Annotated in this window: 12 protein-coding genes; 9 read left to right on the top strand and 3 right to left on the bottom strand. The window is 38.3% G+C overall.

Features of this window, described 5'->3' with window-relative positions:
- The first annotated feature begins 68 nt into the window (after positions 1-68).
- From BV906_RS09800 to hemY, 4 genes are all read left to right on the top strand, one after another.
- Positions 69-2,240, top strand: a complete 2,172-nt coding sequence (locus tag BV906_RS09800) for a transglycosylase domain-containing protein (protein WP_087973342.1) — start codon at positions 69-71, stop codon at positions 2,238-2,240.
- 344 nt (positions 2,241-2,584) lie between these two features.
- Complete coding sequence (gene hemE / locus BV906_RS09795) at positions 2,585-3,619, top strand: uroporphyrinogen decarboxylase (RefSeq protein WP_087973341.1); 1,035 nt, start codon at positions 2,585-2,587, stop codon at positions 3,617-3,619.
- A 29-nt stretch (positions 3,620-3,648) separates the two neighbouring features.
- Positions 3,649-4,584 carry a ferrochelatase gene (gene hemH, locus BV906_RS09790; protein WP_087973340.1) on the top strand — a complete coding sequence of 312 codons (936 nt, stop codon included), beginning with the start codon at positions 3,649-3,651 and terminating at the stop codon, positions 4,582-4,584.
- The gene (gene hemY, locus BV906_RS09785) at positions 4,584-5,996 is read left to right on the top strand and encodes a protoporphyrinogen oxidase (RefSeq protein WP_087973339.1); all 1,413 of its coding nucleotides are present in this window, start codon (positions 4,584-4,586) and stop codon (positions 5,994-5,996) included. Before hemH ends, hemY begins: the two co-directional genes overlap by 1 nt.
- Before the next feature lie 104 nt (positions 5,997-6,100).
- Here hemY and pepF read toward each other — a convergent pair whose 3' ends face one another.
- A complete protein-coding gene (gene pepF, locus BV906_RS09780) occupies positions 6,101-7,915 on the bottom strand; it encodes an oligoendopeptidase F (RefSeq protein WP_087973338.1) in 1,815 nt (604 codons plus the stop codon).
- A 189-nt stretch (positions 7,916-8,104) separates the two neighbouring features.
- Positions 8,105-8,236, bottom strand: coding sequence for a protein YhfH (gene yhfH, locus BV906_RS09775; protein ID WP_087973337.1), 132 nt, complete (start codon positions 8,234-8,236; stop codon positions 8,105-8,107).
- Between the two features lie 114 nt (positions 8,237-8,350).
- Between yhfH and BV906_RS09770 the strand changes: the two genes are divergently transcribed.
- The 3 genes from BV906_RS09770 to BV906_RS09760 all read left to right on the top strand — a co-directional run bounded on the left by BV906_RS09770 (position 8,351) and on the right by BV906_RS09760 (position 11,219).
- Positions 8,351-9,082, top strand: a complete 732-nt coding sequence (locus BV906_RS09770) for an MBL fold metallo-hydrolase (protein ID WP_087973336.1) — start codon at positions 8,351-8,353, stop codon at positions 9,080-9,082.
- Between the two features lie 441 nt (positions 9,083-9,523).
- A complete protein-coding gene (gene lplA, locus BV906_RS09765; RefSeq protein ID WP_087973335.1) occupies positions 9,524-10,519 on the top strand; it encodes a lipoate--protein ligase in 996 nt (331 codons plus the stop codon).
- Between the two features lie 181 nt (positions 10,520-10,700).
- On the top strand, positions 10,701-11,219 hold the full coding sequence (locus BV906_RS09760) for a competence protein ComK (protein WP_087973334.1): 519 nt from the start codon (positions 10,701-10,703) through the stop codon (positions 11,217-11,219).
- On the opposite strand, the gene BV906_RS09755 is transcribed toward BV906_RS09760, so the two are convergent.
- Complete coding sequence (locus tag BV906_RS09755) at positions 11,170-11,562, bottom strand: YhjD family protein (RefSeq protein ID WP_087973333.1); 393 nt, start codon at positions 11,560-11,562, stop codon at positions 11,170-11,172. The genes BV906_RS09760 and BV906_RS09755 overlap by 50 nt on opposite strands.
- A 201-nt stretch (positions 11,563-11,763) precedes the next feature.
- On the opposite strand from BV906_RS09755, the gene BV906_RS09750 reads away from it, so the two are divergent.
- Together BV906_RS09750 and lepB are read left to right on the top strand one after the other, a co-directional pair.
- A complete protein-coding gene (locus BV906_RS09750; RefSeq protein WP_087973332.1) occupies positions 11,764-12,420 on the top strand; it encodes a TVP38/TMEM64 family protein in 657 nt (218 codons plus the stop codon).
- A 55-nt stretch (positions 12,421-12,475) separates the two neighbouring features.
- Entirely contained in the window at positions 12,476-13,027 is a 552-nt protein-coding gene (gene lepB / locus BV906_RS09745; protein ID WP_087973331.1) for a signal peptidase I, read from the top strand.
- Positions 13,028-13,195: the final 168 nt, after the last annotated feature.

Genomic DNA, 13,195 nt, shown 5'->3' with positions numbered 1-13,195 from the left:
AGGAGTATATTCTTTAATCTTGACGAAAAATGTCGTATAATAAAATTTGAATGTGTAGAGGTGAACATATGCGTAGAAAAGTAAAAGAGGATAAGAAACGGTTTACCTTTCGAAAAAAAGTTAAACTTATTTTATTGGTTGCAATTTTCCTTCTGCTACTTGGTCTCATTGGTTTCGGGACTATCATTTTTGGTGGGAAACTCGTTGTGGATGAAGAAGATTTGATAATGGATGCAACGACAACGATTGAAACGCGTGATGGAGAAGTAATTGATACATTATATAATGAAAATCGTTCCCTCGTATCTATTGAGCAAGTACCTGTTCATTTAATCAATGCATTTGTTGCTGTTGAAGATAGAAGATTTTATGATCATGAAGGTGTAGATATAAAATCGATTATGAGGGCAGTGTACAAGGATATTATAGCGATGAGCAAAGTTGAAGGTGCAAGCACGATTACACAACAGTTGGCTAAAAATTTATTCCTTTACAATGATAAAACGTGGACCCGCAAGATAAAAGAAGCAATGGCAGCAATATACCTCGAGAGAAATTTATCAAAGGATGAAATTCTGGAATTATACATGAATGAAGTTTACTTTGGCCATGGATTATATGGAGTCGGAGCAGCCTCAGAATTCTTTTTTTCGAAAAAGGTGGAGGACTTAACACTTACAGAATCTGCAATGCTTGCTGGTCTTGTAAAAGCTCCAAATGGGTACTCTCCCATAAACCATCCGGATAAAGCGCTGGAAAGACGTAATATTGTGCTGCAAACGATGGAGGATGCTGGTTATATTCAGGCGGAGACGAAAATGAATGAACAAGGAAAGACACTTGGATTGCAAGTGCAGAAGAAAGAGCCAACCCCGTGGACAGACAGTTATGTTGATCTGGTTATGAAGGAGGCTGCTGATGAACATCAGCTTTCTGTTGATGCATTGAAAAGTGGTGGTTACCGGATTGTTGTAAATATGGACAAAGACATCCAGAAAATTGCGTATGAACAATACAAAAAGGATGAATTTTTCCCTGGTAATACTGCCGGTGTTGAAGGGGCCTTCGTCATGTTAGAAGAAGGTACTGGAAAAATTGTCTCTGCCATTGGTGGAAGGGATTATCGGCTTGGTAACTTAAATCGTGTCACCGTTCAAAGACAGCCTGGATCAGTATTTAAGCCTGTTGCTGTTTATGGACCGGCAATGATGCAGGAGGATAAATATACACCATTTACACTGCTGCCTGATCAACAGACTGCAGAATACGCTGTTTCCAATGCTGACGGTGTATATGCTAATACCGTAACAATGTATGAGGCATTAATCCAGTCAAAAAATACGTCTGCAGTTTGGCTTCTCGATCAAATTGGTATTGATTATTCCAAGAGTTATTTGGAAAAGTTAGGCATGCCAATTGAGGATGAAGGAACAGCCATAGCACTTGGTGGGTTGATGCATGGCGTTACCCCCTTGCAGATGGCACAAAGCTTTCAGACCTTTGCTGACGATGGAGAAATAATGAATTCTACTACAATCGATCAGATTATTGATAGGGATGGTGAAGTCATTTTTGAAGCAGAAGTGGAATCCAAACAGGTTTTCAGTCCACAGGTAGCATGGAATATGACAGAAATGTTAGTTGACACCGTTGAGATTGGTACAGCAACTGCTGGGGATTACTCAAAAGCATTGGCAGGGAAAACCGGTTCCACACAGCACCCGTATGTCGAAGGGGAAACGAAAGATGCCTGGTTTGTAGGCTATACACCGGAATATATTATGGCTTCATGGATGGGCTATGACAAATCTGATGAAGGTCATTATTTAACAGCTGGAAGTGCATACCCTACAAGGCTTGCGAAATCTATTTTAACTGAAATCGATAAGCAGTCAGGTGGAACACTTTCCGCAGAATTTACGAAACCTGAAAATGTAGAAAATTTACCAGAACCGATTATTCTTCCGGTAGTCACTAATCTAACAGCTGAATATCAATTTGGTGGATTTTCATTCGTACAGGGTAAACTAACATGGGAAGGCTCGGACGATGACCGAGTTGTTTACCGTATATATCAGGAAAATGAAGGAATAGATAAACGTATTGGAGAAGTAACAGGTGAAACAGAATACTATATAAACAATGCAATTTTCCGTAATAATAAGTATTATGTTGTAGCGTATGATCCATTGTCTAAATTGGAAGGCGGAAAATCCGAAACTGTTGAACTCGATTGGTAAAAAATTGCCATGAACCTGTCCCATATGAATGACCTCTAAATATGTGTATTTAAAAAGGAGGATAAAAAGGACCGAGAAGTTCGAGGCAGCGTAGCTCCCGGTAACGGAACGTATGCTTTTAATACGTGAGCAAACGATCTAGCACGCAGGAAAAGTGTTTTTCTTTTCCAAGGAACGGAAAAGCAAGCTAACGAAGAAATTCGAAGTTTCATTTTTACCGGACTTTTTGAATTACCTCTTAAATGAGGCAAATTCATGACAAACCATCACCTTTCCTATACAGTAATGTCGGAAATCGCTATAGTTAGTAATGGAGTCAGTAGAATGAGTAAAGGGTGAAGTTTATGTCAATAAAACTAAATGATACAATTTTAAGAGCATATAAAGGTGAAAAAACAGATTATATACCAGGTTGGTTTATGAGACAGGCAGGACGTTCCCAGCCGGAGTATCGTAAACTGAAAGAAAAGTATTCGTTATTTGAAATTACCCATCAACCCGAGCTTGCTGCCTATGTAACGAGGCTTCCGGTAGAAAATTACGGTGTAGATGGAGCAATCTTATACAAAGACATCATGACACCACTACCGGCAATGGGTGTAGATGTTGAAATCAAGAATGGGATTGGACCGGTAATCTCTAACCCAATTAGAAACTTAAGCGATGTCGAAAAACTAGGTGAATTAAATCCCACTTCGGATATTTCATATGTACTGGAAACAATTCGTCTCTTAACAGAAGAACAACTGACAGTACCGCTAATTGGTTTTAGTGGGGCGCCGTTTACATTAGCAAGCTATATGATTGAAGGCGGTCCATCCAAAAATTACTCGAAAACGAAGGCACTCATGTATCGTGAACCGGAGACATGGTTCCTCTTGATGGATAAATTGTCAGATATGATTATTACGTATATCGATGCACAGGTTGCTGCTGGTGTGAAGGTTATCCAAATATTCGATTCATGGGTAGGTTCATTAAATGCCGCAGATTACCGTGTGTTTATTAAACCGGTTATGACGAAAATTTTCTCTGAGCTACGAAAACATAATATACCATTAATTATTTTTGGAGTAGGTGCTAGACATTTATTGCTGGAATGGAACGACTTGCCGGTAGATGTTATTGGACTTGACTGGCGGACGTCTATCACGGAAGCACGTGAGATGGGTGTAACAAAAGTTATTCAGGGAAATCTTGACCCAACTATCTTGCTTACAGAATGGGAAACAATTGAAAAGCGTACAAAAGGAATCTTGGACGAGGGGATGCAACAAGGGAAATATGTTTTCAATTTAGGTCATGGTGTCACACCAGATATTAAACCTGAAACATTGAAAAAATTAACAGAGTTAATTCATGTATACACAAGAAAATAGATGAATCTTTACAAAGAGGTGCAGTATCAATGGAAAAGAAAAAAATGGGATTATTAGTAATGGCATATGGTACGCCGAATAAAGAAGAAGAAATAGAACCCTATTACACACATATCCGCCATGGAAGAAAACCTGAACCTGAAGCACTACAGGATTTAAAGGATCGCTATAAGGCAATTGGGGGCATATCTCCATTGGCGAAAATTACGGAAGAACAGGCGTATGCATTAGAAAAGAGCTTGAATGAATCACAGAGCGAGTATGAATTTAAAGCATATATTGGCTTGAAACATATTGCACCTTTTATTGAAGATGCGGTAGAAGAGATGGCAAAAGATGGTATTAGAGAAGCTGTTTCTCTCGTTTTGGCACCACATTATTCAACTTTTAGCGTGAAATCATACAATAATCGTGCCGGCAAGGAAACTGAAAAAAATGGTATTACAATTGAATCTGTTAAAGATTGGTATACAGAACCAGGATTTATTAAGTTCTGGGCTGATGGGGTTAACAAAATTTACCGCAATATGCCGGAAGAAGAACAAGAGAAAGCCATTCTTATCGTGTCAGCACATAGTCTTCCAGAAAAAATCTTGCAAAATGGTGATCCATACCCAGAACAATTAAGCGAAACTGCTAAACTTATTGTGAAAGAAACGGACATTAAACACTATGCATTAGGTTGGCAAAGTGAAGGTAATACACCAGATCCATGGTTAGGCCCAGATGTACAGGATTTAACACGTGAATTGTATGAAAAACAGGGATATCGTTCATTTATATATGCACCAGTAGGGTTTATTGCAGACCACCTCGAAGTTTTGTTTGACAATGATTATGAATGTAAAGTGGTATGTGAGGAGCTTGGTGCGAACTATCATCGTCCATCCATGCCAAATGATCACCCGGATTTTATTCGTACACTTACATCTGTAGTATGGAATAAAGTAAAGAGTGAAGCGTAATGGAAACAAAGAAAATTGTAATTGTCGGCGGCGGGATCACGGGATTATCCGCCGCTTACCATCTGCAAAAACAAGTAAGTGAAAGCAATCTGTCTTATGATGTTAAACTCGTCGAAGCAAGTAATCGGCTAGGAGGCAGAATTCAAAGTATGCATAAGGACGGCTTTACGATTGAACTTGGACCTGATTCCCTACTCGCAAGAAAACCCGCTGCTGCAAAATTGGTAGAAGAACTTGGGTTAAGTGATCAAATCATTCGAAATGGAACAGGGCAATCGTATATTTTAATAAAAAATAAATTACATAAAATGCCTAAGGGCGCATATATGGGTGTTCCGAAAGAAATACAGCCGTTACTTGCATCCAATGTATTCTCGATAAAAGGAAAACTGCGCGCCTTGATGGACCAAGTTATCCCCAAAAGCAATGTCAAAGGTGACCAATCGCTTGGTATGTTTATGCGTCGTCGGTTTGGTAATGAATTAGTTGATCATCAGATTGATCCATTACTATCCGGAATCCATTCAGGTGATATTGACAAAATGAGTCTTAAGGCAATATATCCATTGTTTTACGAAGCAGAGCAGAAGCATGGAAGCTTAATGAAGGGTCTACAAAAATCACTTCCAAAAGTACCGAAAAAACCTAAGGCGGATAAGAAGGCTGAAGGTGCATTCATGTCTTTAGAAAAAGGCTTGGAAACCCTAGTTAAACGTCTGGTAGAAAAATTGGAATCTAACACAATCACTATAAATACAGCTGTTGACCATATTGAGAAAAAAGAACATGGCTATCATCTGTTGTTAAGTAATGGTGAGGTTTATAAAGCAGATGCTGTTATTATGGCTGCACCACATACAGCAGTACCAGCCATGCTCAGTCAATACGACTTTTTGAAAACATTATATGATATTCCGGCAACATCAACAGCAAATGTCGTCATGTCCTTTAATCAATCCGATATTAAAAAAGACATCGATGGAACAGGATTCTTAGTGAGCAGGGACAGCAACTACCGAATTACAGCTTGCACTTGGACACATCGTAAATGGCCATCAACAACACCTGAAGGCAAAGCATTACTACGCTGCTATGTCGGTAAACCTGATGACCAAGGAATTGTGGATCTGTCAGATGAGGAAATTACAAACATCGTTTTAAAAGATTTAAATAAAATAATGAAAATAAAAGCAAAACCAGAATTCAGCATGATTACACGCTATAAAAATGCCAGACCACAGTATAATGTTGGTCATCTGGAACGCGTTGCCGAACTACGTGCAAATACATCCAAGGAGTTGCCAGGAATCTTCCTGACGGGCAGTTCTTATGATGGAGTTGGGATACCAGATTGCATCGAACACGGTGAGAAAAGCGCGACAGATGTGCTTGCATTTTTGAACAAGTCATGAAGAAAAGCTCGGGGATTTAATTTAACGGGGTTCACTTAAAGTGGTGCAAATAAATAACTGGCAAAAAAAGATGATCAGCCTTAGCTGATCATTTTTCAAATAAATTATTCGTAGCTTTTAACAAGTTTATCAACAAGAGAGCCTACATAATCAACGGCTATCTTAATCGCATCAGGTTTAGACATATCGACACCTGCTTGTTTAATAAGGTCAAGTGGTTTTTTTGTGCCGCCAGCTCTTAGGACATCGAGCCAGCTTTCGACTGCAGGTTGGCCTTCTTCTTTTATTTTCTCAGCTACTGCTGTAGAAACAGTGAGACCTGCTGAATAGGTGTATGGGTATAATCCCATATAATAATGCTGCTGGCGCATCCACGTTAGGCCTGCTCCCGCGTCAAGAGCGACACTATCGCCCCAGAAATTTTCAAGTGCCTCTTTTTTTTCCCTGGATAACACATTTGCTGTTAGTGGAATACCTTGTTCTGCCAAATCATAGACGCGGCGTTGGTATTCAGCTTCCAATAAATGCGTTACAAAGTTATGATAATAGGTACCAAGCAACTGTGTAATGACCCAGCGTTTCATGCGAATATCATCCGTGTTTTTCATTAGATGCTCTGCTAATAATAGCTCATTTAATGTTGATGGTGCTTCAATAAAATAAGTGGAAGGGCGGGTATTCACAAGTGCTTGGTTTTTACCTGCGAGATAGAAATGCCCGGCATGTCCGAGTTCGTGTGCGAGTACAAATGCACCACGCATCGTGTCTGTCCAAGTGATTAGAATATATGGGTGTACCCCATATGGACTTGAGCAAAATGCCCCATTCGCCTTTCCAATATTGTCAGAGCGATCAATCCAGCGATTGGCAATACCTTCCCTTACAATATCCGTATATTCCGGACCCATTACTTTTAATGCTTCTACAATTGTTGCTGTAGCATCCTCGTAAGTTGTTTTCGGATTATATTCCGGGTCTAGTGGTGCTTTTAAATCACAATAGCGCATTTTTTCAAGTCCCAGCTTTTCCTTTTTGAGCTTGGCAAAACGGCGCATATGTGGTGCAAGTTCTTTTTGGATGACAGCTAATTGATTATGATACATTTCCTTTGTAACCTGTTGCGGTGCCAGAAGCATGTCTGTTACAGATTCATAGTTACGCAACTTTGACATGGTAACCTGCTTCGTGACTTCGGTTGCATAGGTTGCTGCCAATGTATTCTTATATTGGTTTAGTGTGCTTGTAAATGAGTCGTATGCAGCCCGTCGTGTTTCCGTGTCAGGGGAGAATTCATAACGATCTTCGTATAATGCTGCTGACATAGGAAGCTCCACGCCGTCTTGATTCTTAATGGGAGAAAAATTCATATCTGCCGAGTTACTGCGTTGATAAATCATATGTGGTGCGTTATGTAATTGGCTAAGTGCTGCCAGTGTTTCTTCGATTTCCGGTGATAGGGTATGGGCTTTATCCTCCATTAAATCTACTAACATTTTCTGATAGGTTTGCAGCTCGGGTTGTTCTTTAAGAAACTGTTTAATCGTTTCAACGGAAAGAGTCAATAATTCCGATTGGAAGAAAGAGAGTTTGGCGTTTATCTGTGCCATTGCTGAAGATACTTTCGATGAATCTCTTTGATTATTAGGATCTGATCCATCAGCATTTGAACGAAGACTAGCATATACGGAAACACGGATAACTCGTTGCTGGTATATTTCCAATGCTTTTAATGCCTGTAGCAATGTCATTGAATCAGAAGTTAATTTACCTTTGTAATCTGTTACATTACTCACAACGACTTGTATATTAACAAGTTCCTCTTCCCATGCTGCATGACTAGGAAATAAATCCGTTAAATCCCATGTTTGCTTTTCAGGCACTTCGGAACGACTCGGTCTACTAGTAGTTGTAATTGTCATCAATAAGCTCCTTTATCATGTCTAATTCGTAACACTAAATAATTATAATATAAGAATATCGATAAAGATAGAACCATCTAAATATATGTGAACGAAAAAACTGCAGCTATACATAGCTGCAGTTGGAGAAAATATTTTTGTTGTAGTACAGTTTACATATAGTGGAGCAGCCACACCATACAATTTTAGTTATCTTGCAGGATGATCACATTCGTCACAGATGTTACCGTAGCAATCAGCTTTCTCATGTACCATGTCTTCACCACAGTTGGAACATTTCTTTTTAGGCAAATTTCTGAAAAACTCAATTACACTGATCATTGTGTATCCTCCTCTTTGAACGACGTATTTAATGTTAAACCTATTGTAATATAACAGTATGTAAAATGTCAATACTGTGTTACAACATTTTTTAGGGAATTGGAGTGATTTAAGATGAAATTAACGGTTATTGGATGCTGGGGAGGTTTCCCAGCAAGGGATGGAGCCACTTCAGCATATTTAATTGAAAAAAATAATTTTTCTTTACTTCTTGATGTAGGCAGTGGTTCTTTGTCTAAATTACAAAAGTATAAACCTGTTTCGGATTTGGATGCTGTTGTACTTTCCCATTACCATCATGACCATGTAGCAGATATTGGTGTACTTCAATATGCGAAACTAATTGAATTCTATGTGAAAGGTTCTGATAAATTACTACCAATATATGGCCATACAAAGAATAAAGAAGGGTTTAAATCATTAACACATCAGTATACAAAGGGAGTAGCCTACCAACCGGAAAAGGAAATTAATGTTGGTCCATTTACCATTCAATTTTTGGAAACCGTACATCCAGTTCCATGCTATGGAATGCGGATTACGGATGGAGAAAGCGTTATTGTCTATACAGCAGATACAAGCTATAAAGAGGAATGGAAGGCTTTTGCGAAAAATGCAGATTTGCTTATAACAGATTGTAATTATTATGCTGGACAGGATGGCACAAACGCCGGTCATATGAATAGTGAAGAGGGGGCCATAATAGCGGAAACTGCAGGTGTACAAACGTTAATGCTCAGCCACCTTCCACAATTCGGAAATCTAAATCAACTGGCAGAAGAAGCAAAGCAATATTATAATGGAATAATAAAAATAGCGGCCGAGGGAATGGTATGGGACAGTTAATGTCGGCGGTGATTATCTATGAGCTATATCCTTTGATTACTTCAAAAAATTGGATTAAACTTATCTATAAAGGCTGTTATTGCATAGATTGTTGGTACCTACACCGTAGTTGGGATAAATTGCGAACTAGGATAAGGAACTTCGGCTAACGCTCTAGGAATTATACTCCGCTTTCCGCAGGCGGCTGGCTCCAGCTTAGAAAAACACGTGTCCGAAGACCCCACAGAGTGGGTTTCTCTACGGAGGGCTTGAGGCCGTGCCCTAAGGTGCGCATCCGCCCAGAGCGATCCCGGACGGCGGCAAAAGTACCCATCCTGGGGGAAAATGGTGGAGTCGCGCTAAAGTTACTTCACTTTATATAGAAACTGTGAAGGTTAAAGAAGCAACAAGATTTATGAAGAGGGCCTCTCTAAAAGAACATAAAAGGAGGAAATTTGCGAAATGAAGTTTATTGATAATAAAGGTATTACAGATCCGATGGTCAACTTGGCTATTGAAGAATATATTTTAGAAAACTTTGGTGAAAAAGATACATATTTATTATTCTATATTAACCAGCCGTCCATCATTATTGGGCGTAACCAAAACACGATTGAAGAAATTAATACAGATTATGTAGATGAAAAAGGTATTAAGGTTGTACGCAGGCTCTCTGGTGGTGGAGCTGTATACCATGATGAGCAAAACCTTAATTTCAGCTTTATTACGAAAGATGATGGAAACAGCTTCCAGAACTTTGCTAAATTTACTCAACCGATGATTGATGCAATGAACAATTTGGGTGTGCCAGCAGAAATGCAGGGACGGAATGACCTTGCCGTTAAAGATCGGAAAATATCAGGTAATGCCATGTTTTCAACGAGAGGCCGTATGTTCAGCCACGGAACCCTTATGTTTGATTCAGAATTAGAAGAGTTAACAAAAGCATTGAAAGTTAAGAAAATCAAAATTGAATCAAAAGGGATTAAATCAATACGAAGCCGTGTAGCTAATATTTCTGAGTTTCTGGAAGAGAAAATTACAATCGAACAATTCAAAGAAGTGATTCTTAAACATGTATTTAATGTAGAAGATGTAAAAGATGTACCTGAATATGTTTTGACGGATGAAGATTGGGACAATATCCATGAAATTTCCAAAAATCGTTACCAGCAATGGGAGTGGAACTATGGAAAATCCCCAGCATTTAACGTACAGGAAACATATAAATTCCCTGCTGGTCTCGTAGACGTACGTTTGGATGTTAAAAAAGGAATAATTGAAAACTGTAAAATTTTCGGTGATTTCTTTGGTATTGGAAATGTGGAAGAGCTTGAAAATAAAATAATCGGTGTACGTCATGAACGCAAGGCGATTGAAGAGACACTTGATGGCTTTGATGTGTCACATTATCTCGGCAAAATATCAAAAGAAGATCTCATTAATCTTTTATATTAACACCTGAAAAGCCCCTATTTAGTGGGCTTTTTGGTTTTTACAAATGCTTTTATTTACCGTTTTTCGACAGAATATTAATATTTTGTAAAATTTGGTTTATATCCATCCATTTTCCTATAAATATGGTAAATTAGTACTTAAGCCACTTTCTTTTTATTTTTCTAGGAAGGGAAGAATAGAAATGTTAAAAAACTACTATTTTACTTCGCATGAAATTACTCCACTTACGATGGCGGTGATTTCTGAGCGTGATGAGAATGGAAATCAGACGATAACTCGAGTTCTGGAGGAAGACGCAGAATATGTATTGAATAAGCCTCCTACCAAAATTATTGATGAAGCATGTCGTTTCTTCGGAGTAAGTTTGAAAGGAAGGCAAGATGGGACTAAAGACATCAGTGGTATCACACATAAAGCACCTATATCCATCGAGCCTTCAAGTGGGATGTATTTTTTTCCTACGACATCACCAAGCAGCCCAAATTGCTCTTGGATTGCCCACTCTCATATAGATAAAGTCAGTAGAGCTGGGAAACAAACAGAAATCACTTTTAAAAATGGTAGGAAAATTGTTCTGGACATTTCATACGGATCTATGTTGAATCAGTTACAGCGAACAGCACAGTACCGATACTTACTTGACAATCGTATTAAATTTTTGCATCAGCATCTTCCTGCTGATTTGTTCCCAGAGCCTTAAACATAAGTTCTTGGACAATGCTCACCACTTTTTTGCGGATGACAGGATTGAAGTAATTTCGTTTCTCTTCCCGACTCTGACAGAGGAAAAGAAAAGATGAGAAAGAATCATTTTTATTTAGTGTTACAACTTGCATGTTTTTCTGACTCATCAGCCTTTTTATCTTTCTTCTTTCAATGGATGCTTCGGATATCATTGTTTTTAAAAGTTTCAAATAAGGTTCTTTAATTTTAAAGGCACCAATTTGAACATGATCGATATCCTGCCTGATAACGACCATTGCCATCGACAGAAAAAGGAAACGAGAAGCCACTTCTAATTCTTCATCTGTTAAATAGCGCATGATTAGCCCTCCTTAATCCATAGAACAATTGTTCTCTTAATCTTATTATATGACATAGTTTCAAAAAAATACACTATAAAATATAAAATATAAAGAAAGTGGCTAAGATAAGAGGATAAAACTATGCATTTTATCCTGTTTATTTTAAACTATAATTAAGATTAAGAAACCGTTCATACATATGAGGAGAATCTGTCTAACATGTATCTATTAAACATCAATTTTTCCAATTGGAGATCTGTCCTTGAAAATGAAGGACTAGATGAATTTATACAACAGCTATTAAACCAATATGAAGGTTTGGGACCCTTACCGGGATTGCTTCTTCCTTTTATTGAAGCGTTTTTGCCCTTTCTTCCATTAATTGTATTTGTATTGGGGAATGCAGCTGCTTATGGATTGTTGAAAGGGTTTCTTCTTTCCTGGGTTGGTGCAAGTGTTGGAGCAATTGTTGTATTTTTATTGATTCGTAAGCTCGGCAATACGAGATTACTTAGGAAAGTCAATGCGAATCGACAGGTTACACGTATTACTGCCTGGGTGGAAAGACATGGTTTTGGACCATTATTCCTTTTACTATGCTTTCCGTTTTCTCCATCTGCGATTATTAATGTAGTAGCAGGTCTATCGAGGGTTAGTACGCAACAGTTTATTCTGGCTGTTCTCTTGGGAAAGGCGGTAATGATTTTCTCGATTTCCTACGTTGGCTCAAGCATTATGGAGTTTGCACAGAATCCATTCAAAACAATCTTAGTAGGAATTGGTATTGGCTTGTTTTGGATGCTGGGTAAGTATCTCGAAAAGAGATTGCAAAAAAAAGTGGAAAACAAGAACTATCCAAATTTAGATAAAGATTAAAACCGTTCCTTCATGGGTATGCTAACAGTAGATGCTAACCCTGGAGGAAGATAATATGAAAAAATATAATTATCGCAGACTGGTACCTATTGTCATCCTTGCAGTTGTACTTGCGGTAATATTACGTTCTACCATCTTTGCAAGTTATGTTGTTGATGGTGAATCCATGGAACCAACATTATATGATGGTAATTTACTAATGGTAAATAAAATTGTTTATGATCTAAAAGATGTGGATCGTTTCGATGTAATTGTTTTCCATGCAAATAAAGAAGAGGATTACGTCAAACGGGTCATTGGACTACCGGGTGATGAAATTGAGTATAAATATGATCAATTGTATGTGAATAGTGAAAAAGTGAAAGAGAAATTTCTTGATTCGTATGTACAAGCTAGTGATTCCAAACCGTTCACTCAAAATTTCACATTAAAGGAAATAACCGGGAAACAAAAAGTACCCGAAGGCAAATTATTTGTAATGGGTGATAACCGGCAAGACAGTCTGGACAGCAGATCCTTTGGTTTTATATCAACAGAACAACTAGTAGGAAAAGTGGATGTAACATACTGGCCACTGTCCAAGACTAAACTCAGTTTCGGCAAATAATTATTATAGAGCTTCTATCTTTGGTAAAATAGATAGAAGCTCTATTTATTTTCGGCTAATTTATTAAATAGGATTGCAAGTTGATATAAACTACGATGTCAGAAAAGTAGCTTCGGCAGCCGCTCTGGGAAATATACTTCGCTTTCCGCGGGAGGCTGAGGCTGTGCC

Origin of the sequence: Oceanobacillus rekensis (assembly GCF_002153375.1) — a bacterium.
GTDB classification, from domain to species: domain Bacteria; phylum Bacillota; class Bacilli; order Bacillales; family Amphibacillaceae; genus Oceanobacillus; species Oceanobacillus rekensis.
Note: the sequence above shows the minus strand (reverse complement) of the source record. Positions and strands in the feature narration are given on the sequence as shown.

What these genes read in the sequence shown, in the direction of transcription:
- lplA (WP_087973335.1), top strand. Translation starts at nt 9,524, where the DNA reads ATGAAGTTTATTGATAATAAAGGTATTACAGATCCGATGGTCAACTTG.
- lepB (WP_087973331.1), top strand. Translation starts at nt 12,476, where the DNA reads ATGAAAAAATATAATTATCGCAGACTGGTACCTATTGTCATCCTTGCA.
- hemY (WP_087973339.1), top strand. Translation starts at nt 4,584, where the DNA reads ATGGAAACAAAGAAAATTGTAATTGTCGGCGGCGGGATCACGGGATTA.
- BV906_RS09750 (WP_087973332.1), top strand. Translation starts at nt 11,764, where the DNA reads ATGTATCTATTAAACATCAATTTTTCCAATTGGAGATCTGTCCTTGAA.
- hemH (WP_087973340.1), top strand. Translation starts at nt 3,649, where the DNA reads ATGGAAAAGAAAAAAATGGGATTATTAGTAATGGCATATGGTACGCCG.
- hemE (WP_087973341.1), top strand. Translation starts at nt 2,585, where the DNA reads ATGTCAATAAAACTAAATGATACAATTTTAAGAGCATATAAAGGTGAA.
- pepF (WP_087973338.1), bottom strand. Translation starts at nt 7,915, where the DNA reads ATGACAATTACAACTACTAGTAGACCGAGTCGTTCCGAAGTGCCTGAA.
- BV906_RS09755 (WP_087973333.1), bottom strand. Translation starts at nt 11,562, where the DNA reads ATGCGCTATTTAACAGATGAAGAATTAGAAGTGGCTTCTCGTTTCCTT.
- yhfH (WP_087973337.1), bottom strand. Translation starts at nt 8,236, where the DNA reads ATGATCAGTGTAATTGAGTTTTTCAGAAATTTGCCTAAAAAGAAATGT.
- BV906_RS09770 (WP_087973336.1), top strand. Translation starts at nt 8,351, where the DNA reads ATGAAATTAACGGTTATTGGATGCTGGGGAGGTTTCCCAGCAAGGGAT.
- BV906_RS09800 (WP_087973342.1), top strand. Translation starts at nt 69, where the DNA reads ATGCGTAGAAAAGTAAAAGAGGATAAGAAACGGTTTACCTTTCGAAAA.
- BV906_RS09760 (WP_087973334.1), top strand. Translation starts at nt 10,701, where the DNA reads ATGTTAAAAAACTACTATTTTACTTCGCATGAAATTACTCCACTTACG.